18 protein-coding genes are annotated in these 17050 nt (G+C 73.9%); 9 read left to right on the plus strand and 9 right to left on the minus strand.

The features are described from left to right. Complete coding sequence (locus tag DEJ51_RS33870; protein ID WP_223836107.1) at positions 1 to 342, minus strand: antibiotic biosynthesis monooxygenase family protein; 342 nt, start codon at positions 340 to 342, stop codon at positions 1 to 3. 115 nt (positions 343 to 457) lie between these two features. On the opposite strand from DEJ51_RS33870, the gene DEJ51_RS33875 reads away from it, so the two are divergent. The 3 genes from DEJ51_RS33875 to DEJ51_RS33885 all read left to right on the plus strand — a co-directional run bounded on the left by DEJ51_RS33875 (position 458) and on the right by DEJ51_RS33885 (position 2410). Beyond that, positions 458 to 1459, plus strand: coding sequence for an RNA ligase family protein (locus tag DEJ51_RS33875; protein WP_150261438.1), 1002 nt, complete (start codon positions 458 to 460; stop codon positions 1457 to 1459). 66 nt (positions 1460 to 1525) lie between these two features. Further along, the gene (locus tag DEJ51_RS33880) at positions 1526 to 2050 is read left to right on the plus strand and encodes a hypothetical protein (protein ID WP_150261440.1); all 525 of its coding nucleotides are present in this window, start codon (positions 1526 to 1528) and stop codon (positions 2048 to 2050) included. A 138-nt stretch (positions 2051 to 2188) separates the two neighbouring features. After that, positions 2189 to 2410 (plus strand): hypothetical protein, encoded by a 222-nt coding sequence (locus tag DEJ51_RS33885; protein WP_150261442.1) that lies wholly within the window; start codon positions 2189 to 2191, stop codon positions 2408 to 2410. 39 nt (positions 2411 to 2449) lie between these two features. On the opposite strand, the gene DEJ51_RS33890 is transcribed toward DEJ51_RS33885, so the two are convergent. Beyond that, positions 2450 to 3304, minus strand: coding sequence for a hypothetical protein (locus DEJ51_RS33890; protein ID WP_190620840.1), 855 nt, complete (start codon positions 3302 to 3304; stop codon positions 2450 to 2452). Between the two features lie 162 nt (positions 3305 to 3466). On the opposite strand from DEJ51_RS33890, the gene DEJ51_RS33895 reads away from it, so the two are divergent. The 3 genes from DEJ51_RS33895 (at position 3467) to DEJ51_RS33905 (ending at position 6073) form a co-directional block, all read left to right on the plus strand. Continuing rightward, positions 3467 to 4123 (plus strand): DUF4232 domain-containing protein, encoded by a 657-nt coding sequence (locus tag DEJ51_RS33895; protein WP_150261444.1) that lies wholly within the window; start codon positions 3467 to 3469, stop codon positions 4121 to 4123. Between the two features lie 146 nt (positions 4124 to 4269). Beyond that, positions 4270 to 4620 carry a hypothetical protein gene (locus DEJ51_RS33900; protein WP_150261446.1) on the plus strand — a complete coding sequence of 117 codons (351 nt, stop codon included), beginning with the start codon at positions 4270 to 4272 and terminating at the stop codon, positions 4618 to 4620. A gap of 76 nt (positions 4621 to 4696) precedes the next feature. After that, entirely contained in the window at positions 4697 to 6073 is a 1377-nt protein-coding gene (locus tag DEJ51_RS33905; RefSeq protein WP_150261448.1) for a pyridoxal phosphate-dependent decarboxylase family protein, read from the plus strand. Between the two features lie 55 nt (positions 6074 to 6128). Here the strand turns inward: DEJ51_RS33905 and DEJ51_RS33910 are convergent, their stop codons facing one another. The 5 genes from DEJ51_RS33910 to DEJ51_RS33930 all read right to left on the minus strand — a co-directional run bounded on the left by DEJ51_RS33910 (position 6129) and on the right by DEJ51_RS33930 (position 12987). Next, complete coding sequence (locus DEJ51_RS33910; protein WP_223836108.1) at positions 6129 to 7454, minus strand: cytochrome P450; 1326 nt, start codon at positions 7452 to 7454, stop codon at positions 6129 to 6131. A gap of 110 nt (positions 7455 to 7564) precedes the next feature. Next, entirely contained in the window at positions 7565 to 9652 is a 2088-nt protein-coding gene (locus DEJ51_RS33915) for a SpoIIE family protein phosphatase (protein WP_150261452.1), read from the minus strand. 157 nt (positions 9653 to 9809) lie between these two features. Beyond that, the gene (locus DEJ51_RS33920; protein WP_223836109.1) at positions 9810 to 11186 is read right to left on the minus strand and encodes an LCP family protein; all 1377 of its coding nucleotides are present in this window, start codon (positions 11184 to 11186) and stop codon (positions 9810 to 9812) included. 151 nt (positions 11187 to 11337) lie between these two features. Then, on the minus strand, positions 11338 to 11769 hold the full coding sequence (locus DEJ51_RS33925; protein ID WP_150261454.1) for a VOC family protein: 432 nt from the start codon (positions 11767 to 11769) through the stop codon (positions 11338 to 11340). 129 nt (positions 11770 to 11898) lie between these two features. Then, positions 11899 to 12987 (minus strand): DUF5954 family protein, encoded by a 1089-nt coding sequence (locus tag DEJ51_RS33930; protein ID WP_223836110.1) that lies wholly within the window; start codon positions 12985 to 12987, stop codon positions 11899 to 11901. A gap of 231 nt (positions 12988 to 13218) precedes the next feature. Between DEJ51_RS33930 and DEJ51_RS33935 the strand changes: the two genes are divergently transcribed. From DEJ51_RS33935 to DEJ51_RS33945, 3 genes are all read left to right on the plus strand, one after another. Continuing rightward, positions 13219 to 13806: a hypothetical protein gene (locus DEJ51_RS33935; protein WP_150261456.1), complete on the plus strand. Its 588-nt coding sequence runs from the start codon at positions 13219 to 13221 to the stop codon at positions 13804 to 13806. A 47-nt stretch (positions 13807 to 13853) separates the two neighbouring features. Beyond that, positions 13854 to 14648, plus strand: coding sequence for an N-acyl homoserine lactonase family protein (locus DEJ51_RS33940; RefSeq protein WP_150261458.1), 795 nt, complete (start codon positions 13854 to 13856; stop codon positions 14646 to 14648). 331 nt (positions 14649 to 14979) lie between these two features. Then, positions 14980 to 15333, plus strand: a complete 354-nt coding sequence (locus DEJ51_RS33945; protein WP_150261460.1) for a hypothetical protein — start codon at positions 14980 to 14982, stop codon at positions 15331 to 15333. A gap of 64 nt (positions 15334 to 15397) precedes the next feature. Here the strand turns inward: DEJ51_RS33945 and DEJ51_RS33950 are convergent, their stop codons facing one another. Continuing rightward, on the minus strand, positions 15398 to 16009 hold the full coding sequence (locus DEJ51_RS33950; protein ID WP_150261462.1) for a TetR/AcrR family transcriptional regulator: 612 nt from the start codon (positions 16007 to 16009) through the stop codon (positions 15398 to 15400). Continuing rightward, positions 16006 to 16968, minus strand: a complete 963-nt coding sequence (locus DEJ51_RS33955) for a 3-hydroxybutyryl-CoA dehydrogenase (protein WP_150261464.1) — start codon at positions 16966 to 16968, stop codon at positions 16006 to 16008. The genes DEJ51_RS33950 and DEJ51_RS33955 overlap by 4 nt, the downstream gene beginning before the upstream one ends. Positions 16969 to 17050: the final 82 nt, after the last annotated feature.

Below are 17050 nucleotides of genomic sequence, written 5' to 3' on the forward strand. Positions count from 1 at the left end.
TTATTCCCGGTCGGCGTACGGTCCGGGCAGCACCGCGCCCGGATCGCCGCCGGGTTCCGCCAGCATGTCGTCGACGAGCTGCATCCGGATCTCCGGCAGCCGCTCCTCGATCGCTTCCACCATCATCGCGACCCCCTGGGGGTCGGGCGCGGAACAGCGTTCCCGCGCCTCCTCGTCGGGCCAGCGGGCGTACGCCACCCAGGTACCGTCGTCCGCCCGGTGCAACCGGGACCCGTAACTGCCGCACCGCGCGTGGATGGCCGCCGTCACCCGGTGCCAGCCCTCGGTGAACTGCCGCTCCATGCCCGGACGGAGCCGCCACCGGTAGATCACAGCGAACACGCCTGGAGTCCTCCCGCATCAGGATGTGGATCTTGCCCGGCCACCTTATGGCGGCGTCCTGCGCGAGGGAAACAAACCCCGCGTGCTGCACGGAAGGGCTCGCTAGGATCCTCCGGTGCACCCCGAACCCCGCCCCTGGACCCCGTACCCGAAGATCCCCTCCCACACCCGGCTGGGCGAGGCCCGCGAGCGGAACTGGGTCGCCCACGAGAAGATCCACGGCGCCAACTTCGCCGTCGTGTGCGACGCGTCGGGCGCGCACCCCGCCAAGCGCCGCGAACTGCTCGCGGACGGCGGGCTGGACGACTTCTTCGGCGTCGGCCGGATCTGGCCCGCGCTGGCGGTCGCCGCGACCCGCTGCGCGCGGAGCCTGCGCGCAGACACCGGAGCCCCGGCCTCCGCGGTCGTGACCCTCTACGGGGAACTCGCCGGCGGCCGCTACCCGCACCCCGGCGTACCCGCCACACCGGGGGCGGAGCCCGTCCAGACCGGCGTCTGGTACGCGCCCGAACTCCTCTGGCTCCCCTTCGACGCCGTCGTCACCGACGACGACGGCCCGCGCTGGGTCGGGGACCGGACGCTGCGCGCGGCCGCCGCCGAGGCCGGGCTGCTCTGCGTGCCGCTGCTCGCCGAAGGCCCGCTCGCGCGGCTCCAGGAACTGCCGGCGGTCTTCCCCACCCGGCTGCCCGGACTGCTGGGCCTGCCCGCGCTGCCCGGCAACCTCGCCGAGGGGCTCGTCGTCAAACCCGCCGACGGCTCCCGCGAACCGGGCCGTCCCATGGCCAAGTTCAAGCAGCCCGCCTTCGCCGAGGACGAGCGGTTCGACGGCTCGCGCCCCTACCAGGCGCCTGCCGAAGGCGCGGCCGGAGTCCCCGGCTGGCTGCTCGCCCACGGCACCGGCCTGCTCACCCCGGCCCGGACCGCGTCGGCCGTGAGCAAGCTGGGACCCCGCACCCCGCCGGGCGACGTGGCCGCCGAGATCGCCCGGGACGCCACCGGGGAAGTGGCGCAGGCCCTGGGCGGCCTGGACGCGGCGACCTACCGCGCACTGGAGGCATGCCTGCATCCCGGGGCCCTGACCCTGGCCCGCTTCGACGCCGCCGACCGCCGGGCCTGACACGCCGGAGCGGGGGCGGCCCCGCCGGATTCCTCCCGCGCCGAGGGCGCTGTGCATACTGCTGCCATGAAGTCCCCGGCCGGCGCGCGCATCCACCTGATGATCACCTTCGTCCTGGTGACGTGCGGCGCGGTCGCCGGAGGCTGCCTCGGTCTGCTGGTGTCCGGGAGGCTGATGGCCGTGGTCTTCGCGGCCGTGGCCGGTGTCGGCGCCGGGCTGGGATCGTTCTTCTCCCGCCGGCAGGTCCTCGCCCTCTTCGAGCCCGACCCCGGGGCGGACTCCGGGGCCGACCCCGGGGCCCTCCCGGCCGACGGATACGCCGAGGGGCTCGCCGACGCCGCGCTCGTCTGCATCGCCACGTACCAGGCCGCCGTCTTCCCGCTCACCCCCGACGGGGTGAGCGAGGCCGAGCGCAAGGCCCGCCGCACGATGGCGTACCGGATCTCCGCCTACGAGGGTCTGCCGTACCCGGTGCAGACCTCGGCCGCCGCCGCCCTCGAAGCCATCGACCTCGGGGCGGACCCCAAGCTGGCCGAGACCGCGATGAAGGCGCTCTGCCTCAGCATCTACGACCACCGCCGAGGCCGCTGACCCCGGCACGCCCCGCCGCCCTCCGGTGCGTTCACCTCATTGTGTGATCGGCAGGTCGGCAACGGTTGGGCCTCGGTCCGGCCGTCGGCAGTGGCCTGATGCGGATCATGGCGTTGTCCGGTTATGGAATCTGACGGGATGCTGTTCGCTCGGGCGCCGCTCGACGGTGTCGTCTGGCTCGACACACTGGTCCACGATCCGGCCTGCGGGTCCTGCCCGCGCCGGCGGGAGCCGGAAGAGGAATCGGAGGAGGCCGACCCCGACGGGATCCCGGTGCTGTCGGGCCGGGCCCGTAACTGGATGGTCGCCGCGTCCGCGGTCACGGTCGTCTCGGCCGTACTGACCGTCGTGGCGAACTGACGGCCGTCCCGGCCGGCCCGGCGGTACCGGTTCCGCGCCTCATCCGTCCCGGTGCAGGGTGAGCGTCCAGGTCCGGTGGGCGTACTCGCCGGGCCGGTCGGGGTGTTGTTCCGTCACGGTCACGGTGATCCCGTCGCCGGTGCGGTGGAGCGCGCCGTGGTGGCGCCAGGCGTCCTGCGGCTCGATGGGCTGCAGCTCGGCGAGGACCGTCTCCTCCAGCCGGCGGCCCACGGCGCGCAGCACTCCCGCGTCGAGCACCAGGATGGTGCCGTCCTGCAGGACCAGCGGCTCCGGAGCCTGCGGGTCGGTGAGCGCCGGCCCGCGTTCGACGGTGCCGCCGGGCAGCAGCCGCACCACCCGGCTGGAGGTGGGGACGTTGCGGTCCGTCTCGACGACCCGGATGCCGGTTCCGACGACGTAGTGGCCGTAGCTGCGCCAGGAGTCGTACAGGGTGCCGTCGCGGTCGTACGCCCAGGTGTCGAAGGCCTCGTAGCCCTCCAGTCCGAGGACGAACCGCCCGCCGCCCAGGGCCGCGCCGCGTGCGCCGCGCAGCTCGGCGATCCGGCTCCCGTCCGCCAGGTCGAGCAGCAGGGCGGGGCCGAGGTTGCCCCAGGGCGTGTACGCGAGGGAGTCCGTCGTGACCAGGACCCGCCCGCCGGACACGTGGGCGGCGTTGGGTATGCCGGAACAGAGCGCGGTCCAGCGGGTACGGCCCGAATCGTCCACGCAGCTGATCCGGCCGGCCGTACCGTGGATCCGCAGATCCTGCCGCCGGGCGAGCGGCCGGCCCCCGGCGCTCGGCGAACCGCCGGGCGGCAGGCCGGCCTTGCGCCCCCGTGCACGTACCGTGACCCGCCACGCGCCGGCCCGGCCGTGCTCCCCCGATGTCCCCATGGACCCAGATGCTAAGGGCTGCGCGGACCTGCCGCGCCGGCGACCGTGGTCGATCCGACGACGCACCGTCACCAAGCTGTGAAGCTTCTGCGGGACGCTGGTGCTCACCCAGCCCGGCCCAGCCCGGCGCGTTCCGCGCTTTCCCCAGGGGGGACCACCAACATGAGCACTGTACGCAAGGCCGCCATGGCCCTCGCCGCCGTATCCGTCCTGGCCCTGACGGCCTGTGGACCCACCGAGGACGGCGCCGCGGGCGGCTCCGGGACGCCGGGCGCGAGCCCGACCACGAGCCCCGGCGGCAGCGCGAGCACCGCCCCGAGCCCGACCGCGTCGAAGTCCGCGGCGCCGAAGAAGACCGCGACCCCGTCGAAGCCGCCGAAGCCGGGCTCGACCGACCCCGACTTCGACGTCTTCCCGTGCAGCACGTTCGACGTGACCTTCACGGCGAGCCTGGCCGAGCCCACGACCAGCAGCTACCTCCTGAAGATCACCAACAAGGGCACCAAGGCGTGCCGGGCGCTCGGACATCCGGTCGTCACCTTCGGCGACCTGGACGGCCAGGCAACGGAACGGGGCGCGGCTCCCGGCATCGAGGACGCGCTCCGGCTGGAGCCGGGCCAGTCGGCCTACGCCGGACTCATGGGCGGAGCCCACGACGGCAAGGGCAAGTCGGTCGACTCGATCGCGTTGACCATGAACACCGAGTCCGACCTGAAGCAGACACCGCTGAAGGCGTCGACCCCCGGCCTGTACGTCTCGCCCGACAAGAACTCCGTGACCGCGTGGATGAACAACGCGGAGGACGCGCTGAGCCTGTAGACCGGGCCGCAGGCCCGCGGTGACGGTCCCGGCAGTCCCGGCAGTCCGCGTTCATCCGGTCGGCGGAGCAACGCAGGACGGCCGCGGCCCGCCGGGTCACGCTGTGGACAAGGACCGTCACCACCGCACAGACGAGGACCGAGCCCATGTCCCACAGCCGACGTATCAGCACCATCGTGGGCGTCGCAGCACTGATGCTGACGGCCAGCGCCTGCTCGGGGCTGGGCCGCAGCACCGTCGGCATGCTGACCTTCCGCGGACACGACTCACCGGTCGAGCTGAGCTACTCCAACACGCTGGTCGTCGGCTGCCACAAGATCGGCATCCCGAAGGGGGCCACGCACGTCGAGAACAACACCCTCGTCGACATCGTCTTGTACCGGACCCCGGACTGCCAGAAGACCGACAAGGCCGACGGGATCTACGTGGCCACCACCCTCTCGAACGTCACGGCCCCCGTCAGCCTGCCCTGGCGCAGCTTCAGCGTCATCCACTGACCTGCGCCGACCCCGTACCCTCCTGCCCCGCAGGCCCCGCTTGCGGGCCGGCGGGGCCTGCCGCATAGTCCGAGGTATGGACGAGCGCGAGGCGGCGCTCCGACAGGCGCACGGTCATGCCGTCCGCTGGCTGGCCAGTCTGTCCGACCGCCCGGTTCCCGCCCGCGCCTCGGTCGACGAGATCGTGCGCGCGCTCGGCGCCGAGCTGCCCGACGCGCCGAGCGCACCCGCCGACGTCGTCGACCTGCTGGCCACGGCCTGCGACCCGGGGCTCACCGCCTTCCCCAGCGGCCGCTTCTACGGGTTCGTCGTCGGAGGTACCGAACCGGCCGCGCTCGCGACGGACTGGCTGGTCAGCGCCTGGGACCAGAACTGCGTGATGCGCGCGGTCTCGCCCGCGTACACGGCGGTGGAGGAGATCGCGGGCGCCTGGCTGCTCGATCTGCTCGGCCTCCCGCCCGACAGCGCCGTCGGCTTCGCCACGGGCGCCACCATGGCGAACTTCACCTGCCTCGCCGCCGGGCGCGACGCGTTGCTGCGGCGCGCCGGCTGGAACGTGGCCCACGACGGACTGGCCGGCGGGCCGCCCGTACGCGTGGTCGCGGGCCGGGACCGCCACATGGCCATCGACCTGGCCCTGCGCTACCTCGGACTCGGCCGGCCCGAACTCGTCGCGGCGGACGACCAGGGACGCATGGACCCCGAAGCCCTGCGCCGCACCCTGGGGGCCCACGGCCCCGGTCCCACCCTCGTGATCCTCCAGGCCGGGGACATCCACTCGGGCGCCTTCGACCCCTTCGACGAGACGGTCCGTGCCGCCCGCGAGGCCGACGCGTGGGTGCACGTGGACGGCGCCTTCGGCCTGTGGGCCGCCGCCTCCCCGGCCCACGCCCACCTCACCGACGGCTGCGCACAGGCGGACTCCTGGGCCACGGACGCCCACAAGACCCTGAACGTGCCCTACGACTGCGGACTCGCGATCGTCCGCGACTCCTCCGCACTCCGGTCGGCGATGGGCCAGCGGGGCGACTACCTCATCCAGCACGAACACGGCGACCCCGTCGACAAGGTCCCCGAACTCTCCCGTCGGGGACGCGCCTTCACCGTGTGGGCCGCTCTCCGGTCGCTCGGCCGCCAGGGCGTGGCCGACCTCGTCGACCGGCTGTGCCGGCACGCCCGAGCGTTCGCCACCGGTATCGATGCCATCGACGGGGCGACCGTCCTCAACGACGTGGTCTTCACCCAGGTCTGCGCCGGGTTCGGCGGCGACGACCGTACCGACCGGGTACTGGCCCGGATCCTCGACGACGGTGAGGCATGGATCAGCGGATCCACCTGGCACGGCCGCCGCGTCATGCGCATCTCGGTGAGCAACTGGTCGACGACCGACGAGGACGTGTCACGCACCCTGGACGCGATCCGCCGCGCCTCCACGAGGTCGCTCCGGTTGTGAGGGAAACGGCCGCAAGGACGTGGTGCGCAGGGCCCGGAGCGGTGAGAGGAGACCCTCAGCCCGAGAGCGTGACCGGCGTCGGGCCGTCGGGCCGCACGGTGATGCTGTACGCCGCCCCGGCGGGCACGGCCCGGAAGACCGGGACGTGGGCGGGCAGCAGGAGTTCCAGCAGCGCGACCGACTCCCGCAGGGCGAACTGCTGGCCCAGACAGGCCCGGGGGCCGATGCCGAACGGCAGATAGGCGCCGGGCCGGGCGGGACGGCCGCCGGGCACGGTGAAGCGGCGGGGGTCGAAGCGCTCGGGATCCGGCCACAGCCCGGGATCCCGGTGGGTGAGGTAGGGACAGACCAGCAGATCCGTGCCCGCTTCGACGCGGAAGCCCGCCAGGACGTCGTCCTCGGCGGCGTGGCGCGGCAGGATCCAGGCGGACGGATACAGCCTGAGCGTCTCGCTGACCAGTGCCTGGATCGCCTCGCGCCGCCCTGCCGAGCCTTCCGGGCCGGCCGCGAGCGCCTCCTCACGGGCCGCGGGGTGGCGGTCGAGGAGCAGGTAGAGCCAGGTCAGCGTGGTCGCGGTGGTCTCGTGGCCGGCCACCAGCAGGGTGACGAGCTCGTCCCGCACCAGCCGGTCGGTGTACTCGGGGTGCTCGGCGGAGGCGTCGACGAGCACCTGCAGCAGCCCCGGTCCGTCTGGCCCCGGGACGCCGTCGCGGGCCGTGGCCACCGCACGCCGGGCGACCTCGTCGATCCTGGCCAGATCGTCGGCGACGGCGTCCCGGGCGTCCACCTGGTCGGCGGGCAGACTCGGCAGCGCGGCCACCACGGCGGCCACGGACGTCAGTTCGTCCGCCGTGGTGTCGTCGAGCGGGTGCCCGGTGAGTGCCCGCCAGATGGTGTCCAGGGCGAAGCGGCGCATCTCCTCGCCGAGGTCGAAGGTCCGCCCGGTCCGGGCGTGGCCGGCCCACCGCCCGGCCGTGGTCCGGGCCGCCCCCGCGATCCGCTCCTCGTAGCGGCGCATTCCCTTGCCGGTGAACTGGGACTGCAGCAGCTTCCGTTGACGCTTCCAGGCCTCGCCGGTCGCGGCGAGCACCCCGTCGCCGATGAGCAGCCGGGCCCGGTGGGAGCGCTTGACGTACCGGTCGGCGTGCAGGGCGAGGACGTGCTGCACGGCCTCGGGCCCGGTCACCAGCACGGTGGGCTGCGGGCCGAGCCGGAACGCGGCGACGCCGCCGAGCCGTTCCCGTACCTGCGCCAACAGGTCGACCAGTTCACCCTTGTGGGTGCGCCACCGCTCCACACATCCGGCGTCGGCCTCGGGGAGCGGCCGCCCCGTCCCGGACCGCTGCGCGGCAGGCGTCCCGCTGCCGGCGTCGATGGCCACGGCTCTTCTCCTGTCCGGATGTCGGGACGGCGCCCGAGGTTGCGTCGGCATCACGGACTGTACGGGGACGGACGTGTGCGGTGACAGCGCCGGAGGGCGGATGGCCCGATTCACCCGGGTGGTTGACGGGCGGGCACGCCGATCCGGGCCGCGAGCAGCGCGATGTCGTCATCGGCGGAGGCGGGCACCAGATGCGCGATGAGGGAGTCGCAGAGGTGGTCGAGCGACTGCTCGGGCGCGGCGAGCAGGCCGGTCAGCTCGGCCAGCCGTTCGTCGATGTCCCGGCGGCGTGCCTCGATGAGCCCGTCGGTGTAGAGCACCAGGGTGCTGCCGGGCGGAAGGTCGATGTCGGTGGTGGTGAAGGAGATGCCGCCGACGCCCAGCGGGACGCCCGGCGGGGTCTTCACGAGGTAGACGGTGCCGTCCGGCTGGACCACGGCCGGGGGAGGATGACCGGCCCGGGTGACCGTGCAGCGGCCGGTGGCGGGGTCGCAGACCACGTAGAGGAAGGTCGCGAGCATCGGGTCGGACAGATCGGCGAGGGTCGCTTCGAGCTGGTGCAACAGGGCCGTGGGGGGCATGTCGAGGCGGCCGAGGGCCCGGACGGTCGCGGAGAGCCGTCCCATCACGGCGGCGGCCGCGATGCCGTGGCCCATGACGTCGCCGATCAGGAGCGCGGCCCGGCCTCCGCTCAGGGGCAGGACGTCGTACCAGTCACCACCCACCTCGTTGACGTCGCTGGCCGGCAGATAGCGGTGGGCGATCTCGATGCCGGGCGGCGGCGTGACGTGCTGGGGGAGCATGCTGCGCTGCAGGACGACCGCGGTCTCGTGCTCGTGGTGGTACAGGCGGGCGTTGTCGATGCTGATGGCGGCGCGGGCCGCCAGTTCACCGGCGAGGGTGACGTCGTCGGATCCGAAGGGGCCGGTGCGCCCCGTGCGGTAGAAGGTGGCGACGCCGAGGACCATGTCACGGGCGACGAGCGGGGTCATCATGAACGAGTGCACGCCCAGCTCCAGGAGCTCGGCCGGCTTGGTGGAGTGCCGGGCGGCGGGGGCGACGGACCGTTCGTCGAGATGGGCGATCAGGAACGGCTGACGGGCCGCGAGGGCCTGGGTGTAGGGGGCGGTCGAGGGGAAGATGAGGGTCCGGCCCAGAGGCGCCAGGGTCTGCGTGACGGCGGAACCGGTCAGCGGGGCCTTGCCCAGCCGGCGCAGGGCCACGCCCCCGGCCAGGCCCGTGCCGGGTTCGATACCGCGGGCGAGGGAGTCCAGGACATCGACCGTGACCGCGCTCGCGAGGTGCGGGACGGCGAGGTCGGCGAGCTCCTGAGCCGTGCGCTCCAGGTCGAGACTGGCGCCGATACGGGAGCTCGCCTCGCTGAGCAGGGCGAGGCGGCGCCGGCCCGCCTCGGCCTCGGTGTGGTCGCGCTGCTGCACGGTGATGTCGAGGAGCGAGGCGATCACCCCGATCGGCCGGCCGCCGGGATCCTCGACGCGCACGTACGAGCACGACCACACGTGGTCGTGGTCCGGGTCGGCCGGGGTACGGCCGGTACGGCGCCGGTCGAGGACCGGCTCACCCGTGTCCAGGACCTCGCGCATCGCTTCCTCCATCTCGTCGGCGTTCACCTCGGGCAGCAACTCGGCCAGCCGCCGCCCCACATGGGCGGACTCCGCGAGCCCGTTCATCGCTTCGAGGGCCGGGTTGACCTGGAGGAACCGCAACTGCGTGTCGAGGACCCCGATCCCGACCGGCGATCGGGCGAACAGCCCGTCCCAGACGGCGGAGGACCCGCGGATGCGCCGGGCCGCGTGCGCGTCCGCGGCGAATACCAGCACGGCCGAGGCGCCGTGACGGCGGTCCGGGACCGGGCAGGCCCAGATCTCCAGCTCCAGCGGGTGACCCTTGCTGTGCCAGGCGGTGACCGTACCCATGACCCCGCGCCCGGTGGCCGCCGTCTCCCACAGGGACCGGCCCAGGCTGCGGTCGGCCCCCGGATGGAGGAGGTCGGAGATGTGCCGCCCCAGCACCTCGGGCGGGGCGTAGCCGAGGAGCTGCTGGGCGCCGTGGTTCCAGCGCACGATCATCCCGTCGCTGCTGGTGGCCACGAGTGCGACCGGCAGGGCGCCCAGCCACCCGCCGGCATCCTGGGCGGCGCTGCTGATCAGGTCGTCGAGCGGCATCTCCTCATGCATCCTGCACCCGCTCCTCCGGGGCGGCCCCGGCCTCGCGCTGCGGCAGCCCCGCCAGGGCGGCAGGTGCCGCCACCGACCCGGCGCCGCGGCCGCGCCGGGGTCCGCTCCTGCGGCCGCCGACCCGGTGCGACCTGCGACTGTGCGTGGTCCGCATCTCTCATCGTCGCCCGGATGGTTCCACGGCGCTCCCCGGCTGCCCGGCCGCGGCCGCCGGGGCTTCGGCGCAGCGCAGGCGGTCGGCGGTCACGGGGGCGCCGTCGGCGACGTTGCGGTCGAAGGTCACGCTCCTGACCTGGACCGGCCGTGTTCCGACGGTGACCTCGACGATCGCGTCGAGCTCCGGGTCGCTGCGCAGGCGGGAGCCGGGCAGCGCGGCCGCGACGCTCGCCCCGTCGTCCTCCCGGCCGGTGCCGTACCGGATGACCGGGGGCCCGGACGGGTGTACCGGCGGGGCGGTCGCGGAGGTGTCGGTGACGACGAACCCGTTGCCCCGCAGGGCGGCGGCGACCTCGGCGTCGTCCACACGGACGGCGATCCGGGCCGGGTCGGCGGGGGCCGGGTTCTCCGCGACGGGCTGGATCCGGGTGTCACCCGTGATCGGGCGGTCCGCGCCGAGCGCCTCCCACAACGCGGCGGAACGGGCCTCGTCCCACACCAGCGTGGATCCCACACCCGGTACGCGGTGGTCGAAGAGCCGGATGGGAACGGTCGCGAACTCCGTCCGGTCCGCGCGCAGGTGACCGAGTGCCCAGCCGATGCGGACCAGGTCGTCCAGGCCCGTGCCCGGGTCCGTGCGCACGCTCTTCAGCAGGGTGCGCACGGTCCGCGCCGTGCTGACCGGGTCGGACAGGGCGCCCCGCGCGGTGAGCGTGGCCAGCAGGTCGCCGACCACGCGCTGCTGGCGGCGGACCCTGCCGAGGTCGCCGGGCCGGAGGTTGACGTGCCGCGCCCGGACGTAGCGCAGCGCCCGGTTCCCGTCGACGAGGTGGCGGCCTGCGCCGATGTCCAGTCCGGAGTTCTCGTCCTTCAGCGGCCGGTCCGTGCACACCGTGGCGCCGCCGAGGTCGTTCACCGTCCGCTCGAAGCCCGTGAAGTCGGTCTGCAGGTAGTGGTCGATGCGCAGACCGGTGGCCTTCTCGACGGTCGCCACGGTGAGCGGGCCGCCACCGAGCGCGAACGCGCCGTTGATCTTCCCGCTGCGGGCCGGAGCGGAGGCCGTGGCGCCCGCGTACTCGACGTAGGAGTCGCGCGGGATGGACACGACGCTCGCGCGCCGCCGGTCCTGGGACAGGTGGACGAGCATCATCACATCGGTGCAGTTGCAGCCCTTGCCGCCCACGTGCAGGCGGCGCTTCTCGGCGGCGGAGAGCCCGGCGCGGCTGTCGATGCCGACGACCAGGATGTTGGTGCCCCGGCCGCCGCCACCGCCACCACCGCCAGCCGACGCGCTCGCGGCCGAAACGGCCTGGGAACCCGCGAAGGATCCGCAGGCGAGGGCGGTCAGCAGGGTCAGGGCGACAGCGGTACGACGCACGGCACATCCCCACCATAGAACGGACGGCTGAGATCGGGAATGTACTGGCCCGGCCCGCGACCGGCCGGGCCGGACGCGCCGGTATTCCTCCCCGCAGGGGGCGGGCTTGGTACATCTGCCCGCCGCCGCGGCGTACCCGGTGCCTGCCCCGTCAGCGCTCCGACAGGTCCGAGGGGGCCTCCTGGACCACCCAGCTGTTCCCGTCGGGGTCGTCGAAGGTCATGAAGGAGTTCCAGACGCCGCCCTTGCCCTCCTCCCAGCCCGACGCCCCGAGGTTCCGTACGGGCGACACGTCCACGCCCCGGGCCACCAGCTCCTCGCGGGCCGCTTCGATGTCCGTGACGCACAGCTGGAGGCCGTGCAGGGTGCCGGGCGCCATGCTCCGGCCGCCGGGTACCTCGGGCATCCCCTGGAGCAGGGCGACGGAACACCGGGAACCGGGCGGGGTCAACTGGATGATGCGCACCCCGGCGGAGACCTCGTCGTCGAGGTCGACGCCGAAGCCGACCTGGTCGGCGTAGAAACTCTTCGCACGATCCATGTCGGTGACAGGGACGGGGACGACTTCGAGCGTCCAGTTCATGGTGTCTCCCTCGGAGCATCGGCGGTCGCACAGGGGCGGGTCCACCGTTGCCCATGAGGGTCCGGTGGCGCACGTAGAAACGCCCGGCGGGCGCCGACTTCTGCGGGAAGGGCGCACCCGTGCCGGAGGTCAGGCGTCGGGGAGGACGCGGCCGTCCTCGTCCATCGCGAGGTGGATCCGCGCGGGATCCTGGCTGTTGACGTCCGACGGCCGCGGGCCCTCGGGCCCGTCGGGCCCCCAGCGCAGCAGGCGGCGGGTCCGGACGATCTGGTACACGGCGCCCTGGAACTCCAGCCGGTCGACGCGTCCGGCCCGGAGCGTGTCGGCGGCCCCGGCGTACGCCGCCAGCTGCGCGGCCCGCACGTCCGCGGACTCGGTGCCCGCCGCGGCCTTCCACGTACGGGCGTCCGTGCGCGGGTCGGCGTCCTCGGGGATGTGACCGCGCATCCGGGGCCACATCCATGTCAGTGCGAAGTCCAGCGACTTGCGCGCGGCGTGCGGAGTCGCGTGCGGGCCGCTGACCGGCCGCCAGCCGTCCGTGGTCCGCTCCACGACGCTGAACGTCGACGGCATCAGCAGGACGTCCGGGTGGGTGTCCAGGGCCCGCCGGGAGTCGGCGCGCACCTCCTCGGGAAACCGCGCGCCCGTGTAGCACAGGCCGCGCAGAGCCAGCTGCTCGAACGCCTGCGTCGGGGTGACCGGTGCGTCCGGGTCCACGACCAGACCGTCATCGATCCCGGGCTCCCGGACGGCCCGGTCCCAGTCGCGGACGAGGGGCTCCGGATCCGTCGGGCGCGGCGTCTCGATCCCGCCCGGGCCCGAGGCCGCGTACTCCTCGGCACGCACCACCCGGTACCGGGTCCCGGACACGGCGAGTTCGTCGACGCGCTCGTTCTCCAGCCGGGCGACCGCCGCCAGCAGCTCGCGCCGCTCCGCCCGGTCCTGGGCCTCGTCCTTCGCGTGGAACCACAGCCGTGAGTTCAGCCCGTCGCGCGCCTGCTGCGGGCAGCCGGCCGTCACTTCGAGCACCACCCGCCACCGGGGCCCGTCCGCGGCGCACTGCGCCGCCACCCCGAACAGCGGTCCGCGCACCACCACGTCACCCGCCCGCGCCACGGCGTCGAGCGCGTCGGCTTCCACTGCGGCTTCCACCGGTTCGACCGGCACCCGCACCACCATCGGCCGCGACCCGCGCGGCCTCATGTCCCCACGGTCCATGACCCCATCCTGCCGACCGGCCCGGGACGCCGCCCCCGATTCACCGATTCCCCGGCCGCGGCGGACCCGGTGGCGGTACCGTCCGCGCACCCCTGGTGTGTTCCCGGCACATCCCTGACATTCGTCACTGTCCGCCCCGTCGGACGCGCGCGAGCCTGGGGGAGGGAACGGGGGCAGGACGGCGACGGGCGGGGGGCGGTCATGACGGTGGCGGGACCGACGACGGGGGGCGTGACGTTCCGGCCGGGCCGGGCCGGGATCGTACGGATATGGGCCCGGGCGCTGACGGCGACGGTACTGCGGCGTCCCTCGCCGACGGGGCCCCGGCACTCGGCCGGGACCCGGCAGGTGGTGCTGGTCCTGGCCGTGACGGAGATCGTGGTGGCCTTCCTGTTCTCCTCGATGCTGCCGCCCGCGGTCCGGCCGCTGCACGCGGCGCTGGAGCTCCTGATGATCCTCGGCGGGCTGGGCCTGGTGGCGGCGTTGGTCCGGCACCCGCACGAGGTGGGCGAGGACCGCGTGATCCTGCGGACCGGCTTCCTCGGGGACGTGACCCTGCCACGCTCGGCGGTCCGCTCCACTTCCCCGGTGGTACGCACCGTTCCCGGCCGGGGCCCGAGGCCGGTACCCGGCGAACCGGGGGCGGTGGCCTGCTCGGTGGAGAGCGCCCTGAACGTGGCCGTGCACCTCGACCCGCCTGTACTCCTCGACCTCGGCCCGGCCGGGCCGGTGGAGGCCGCGACGGTGTACGTCTCGGCGGACTCGCCGCCCGCCCTCGCCGAGGCCCTCCGGCGCGTGGTCCCGCCGTACCGGAGCTAGCCTGGACAGGGAGGATCCGCCCGTCGGCACGGGGGTAGGGAGGTCTCGTGGTGACCCCGAGACTGCGCGTGACCACACTGGACGCGGGCCCCTTCACCCTGCCGAAGAGCGACCTGCTGTACGGGGCGGACGGCATGGTCACCGTGCCTTCGACGGTCGCCGTCATCGAGCACGCCACCCACGGCCCGATCCTCTTCGACACCGGCGTCAACCACCGCGTCGCCGACCCCGAGGCCGCCGAGGCCCACTGGGGTCCTGGTCTGCGGACGGCGTACGGCGCCGAGGGGTTCACCCGGGCGCACGCCGTCGACGCGCAGCTGGAGCGCCTCGGCTACCGGCTCGCCGACGTCAGGTACGTCCTCTACTCCCACCTGCACCTCGACCACGCCGGAGGGATGACCTACTTCCCGCACGCCGTGCACGTGGCCCAGCACGACGAACTGCGCCACGCCTGGTGGCCGGACCGCTGGACGGCCCGGGGCTATGCCTTCGGGGACTACGCGGGCGGCCGGAACTACGACTTCCTCGAACTGAGCGGTGACACCGACCTGTTCCTGGACGGCACGCTCACCCTCGTGCGTACGGCCGGACACACGCCCGGCCACCAGGGACTCGTCCTCGACCTCGACCACCACGGGCGGATCGCGCTCATGGGCGACGCGGCGCACCTCCAGCGGGGGCTGGAGCACAACGTGCCCATGCTCAGCGACTGGAACACCGAGGAGAAGATGCTGACCTACGGGCGCCTGCGCGCGCTGTCCCGGTCCGGCATCAGGGTCTTCCTCTCCCACGACCCGGACCACTACGCCGCCCTGCCGCACGACGGCGAGTTCTGGGACTGAGCCGCCCCGGCAGCCGCCGGCGGGTCCGCGCAGGGGACGCGCTCCGCCCCACCGGGCGCTGTCCCCCGAAGGGGTCCGGTGGGGCGGGATCGTGCAGCGAGGCAGCCCGCCTCAACCCGTGAACGGGGATGCTCCGACTGTAGGGCGAGCCACTGACAACGCCCGGAACCCCAGGCCCGGACTCGAACACACATCCGGGTGGCGGGGCGGTCCGGCGGAGCCGGAATGCCGGACCCGCCCGTCCGGCGCACTCTGGGGTTATGCGGGACCGCACCAGAACCGTCCCGCCCCCGGTGCCGCCCCGCGGCGGCCCGACGCGTGGGGAGGCAGCATGGCCAGGTCCGACGAACCGAAGGGCTGGGGGCCGCTTCCGGAGCCACCTCCGGACCTGTTCTACGCGCCCCCGGGCGAGCCGCTCGACAGCGCGCGGCGCACCGCGATCCTCGACTGGACGGTCAACCAGTACATCGCCCTCGGCTGGCGCGTCGAATCACGCTCCCCGACGCAGGCGGTGATGGTGCGCGGCGGGAACGTCAACCACCTCCTGCACGCGATCCTGACCGTCTTCACCTGCCTGCTGTGGGGCGTCGTCTGGATCGTGCTGGCCCTGGGCAACAAGACGGAGCGCGTCGCCCTCACCGTCGACCCGGCCGGCCAGGTCCAGACCGTGCACGGTCCCGGCTGAACCGGACCGCCTGCCCGTACCTGCCGCCCCGTACCTGCCGCCCCGCACCGGCCGGCCGGCCCGGTCACACGTCCGGGAACTCCGGGGCGACGCCCAGCGTGGGCGCGATGGCCCGCCAGACCGTCGACCGGGCCGCCGCGAGATCCACCCGGGGATCGTCGAGCATCAGCCGGATACCGAGGCCGTCGCACAGGGCCAGCACCAGGGTGCCGAGCGCGGCGACGTCACAGTCGGCGAACTCCCCCGACCTGATGCCCCGTTCCACCGCCCCGCCGACCCACGCGTGCAGCTGGTCGTACAGGTCGACGGCCAGGTGCCGGGCCGCCGTGTCGCGCTGGGCCCGCACCCACAGCTCCTGCCAGAGCTTCCAGTCCTGGCGCAGTTCCGCATCGCTCGGCAGCATGCTCCGCAGGATGCGGGCCAGGACGACCGAGGAGGGCACCGCGTCGGGGACGCCCTCGGTGTCCGTTCCGGTCTGGGCGAAGGAGTGCGTCATCGCCTCGGCGAAGAGCTTCTCCCGCGTGTCGAAGTGGTAGTGCAGCAGGGCCTTCGACACACCGGCGTGCTCGGCCACCTTGCGCATGCTGACGTTCTCGAAGCCGATGTCGGCGATGACCTCGCACGCGGCCCGGAGGATTCGCTCACGCGTCTCGAGTGCGCGCTCGGCCTTGGTCACGTTGGCTGCTCCCCGTGTCGGCGCCCGTGGACCGGGCGGGTGGGCCCGGTTGCCGTGGCCACCACACCACCATCCTCGCGCATCGCGCCGCCCCTGCGGTCGCCGTAGGTGTGGAAGCCCCTGCCCGTCTTGCGGCCCAGCCGGCCCGCGGCGACCATCCGCGCCAGCAGCGGCGGCGGGGCGTACAGCGGCTCCCGGTACTCGGCGTACATCGACCGGGCGATGGCCTGCACGGTGTCCAGGCCGATCAGGTCGGCCAGTGCGAGGGGTCCCAGCGGGTGCGCGCAGCCCAGGGTCATGCCCCGGTCGATGTCCTCGGCCGACGCGGCGCCGTACTCGGCCATGCGCACGGCGGCCAGCAGATACGGCACGAGGAGCGCGTTCACGACGAACCCCGCCCGGTCCCGGGCGCGGACGACCTCCTTGCCCAGCACCTCGGAGGCGAACGCGTGCGCCCGCCGGACGGTCTCCTCCCCGGTGAGCAGGGACGGCACCAGCTCGACCAGTGCGAGCACCGGCACCGGGTTGAAGAAGTGCAGGCCCACGACCTGTTCCGGTCGCGAGACGGCCGCGGCCAGCCTGATGACGGGAAGGGAGGAGGTGTTCGTCGCGAGGATCGCGTCCCGGCGCTCCACCACCCGGTCCAGCAGGGCGAACACCTCCAGTTTCGCCCGCTCGTCCTCCGCCACCGCCTCGACGACGAGGTCCCGGTCCGCGAGCCGCGCCGCCTCGGTGGTCACCTCGATCCGGCCGACGGCGGAGTCCCGTTCGGCGGCCGTCAGCTTCCCGGACGCCGCGGCACGTTCCAGGGAACGGACGATCCGCTGCCGCCCGTCGGCCGCGGCCGTACGGGTCGTCTCCACCACCACGACGTCCCGGCCGGCCCGGGTACACACCTCGGCGATACCGGATCCCATCAGTCCGCAGCCCACGATCCCGACCCGTTCGACATCGGTCATCGATCGGTCCTCCCTCCTGTGATGCCTCTGCTGCTCCTGCTGTCGTCGGGTGGGTGGCCCGGACCGTCGGCCCGGGCCACCC

It is taken from the genome of Streptomyces venezuelae, assembly GCF_008642275.1.
GTDB classification, from domain to species: Bacteria; Actinomycetota; Actinomycetes; order Streptomycetales; family Streptomycetaceae; genus Streptomyces; species Streptomyces venezuelae_E.

Bases quoted from the DNA above. Each gene is read 5' to 3' on its own strand.
- DEJ51_RS33880 (WP_150261440.1), top strand. From the start codon at position 1,526: ATGAAGTCCCCGGCCGGCGCGCGCATCCACCTGATGATCACCTTCGTC.
- DEJ51_RS33885 (WP_150261442.1), top strand. From the start codon at position 2,189: ATGCTGTTCGCTCGGGCGCCGCTCGACGGTGTCGTCTGGCTCGACACA.
- DEJ51_RS33890 (WP_190620840.1), bottom strand. From the start codon at position 3,304: ATGGGGACATCGGGGGAGCACGGCCGGGCCGGCGCGTGGCGGGTCACG.
- DEJ51_RS33895 (WP_150261444.1), top strand. From the start codon at position 3,467: ATGAGCACTGTACGCAAGGCCGCCATGGCCCTCGCCGCCGTATCCGTC.
- DEJ51_RS33900 (WP_150261446.1), top strand. From the start codon at position 4,270: ATGTCCCACAGCCGACGTATCAGCACCATCGTGGGCGTCGCAGCACTG.
- DEJ51_RS33905 (WP_150261448.1), top strand. From the start codon at position 4,697: ATGGACGAGCGCGAGGCGGCGCTCCGACAGGCGCACGGTCATGCCGTC.
- DEJ51_RS33915 (WP_150261452.1), bottom strand. From the start codon at position 9,652: ATGCATGAGGAGATGCCGCTCGACGACCTGATCAGCAGCGCCGCCCAG.
- DEJ51_RS33925 (WP_150261454.1), bottom strand. From the start codon at position 11,769: ATGAACTGGACGCTCGAAGTCGTCCCCGTCCCTGTCACCGACATGGAT.
- DEJ51_RS33930 (WP_223836110.1), bottom strand. From the start codon at position 12,987: ATGGACCGTGGGGACATGAGGCCGCGCGGGTCGCGGCCGATGGTGGTG.
- DEJ51_RS33945 (WP_150261460.1), top strand. From the start codon at position 14,980: ATGGCCAGGTCCGACGAACCGAAGGGCTGGGGGCCGCTTCCGGAGCCA.
- DEJ51_RS33955 (WP_150261464.1), bottom strand. From the start codon at position 16,968: ATGACCGATGTCGAACGGGTCGGGATCGTGGGCTGCGGACTGATGGGA.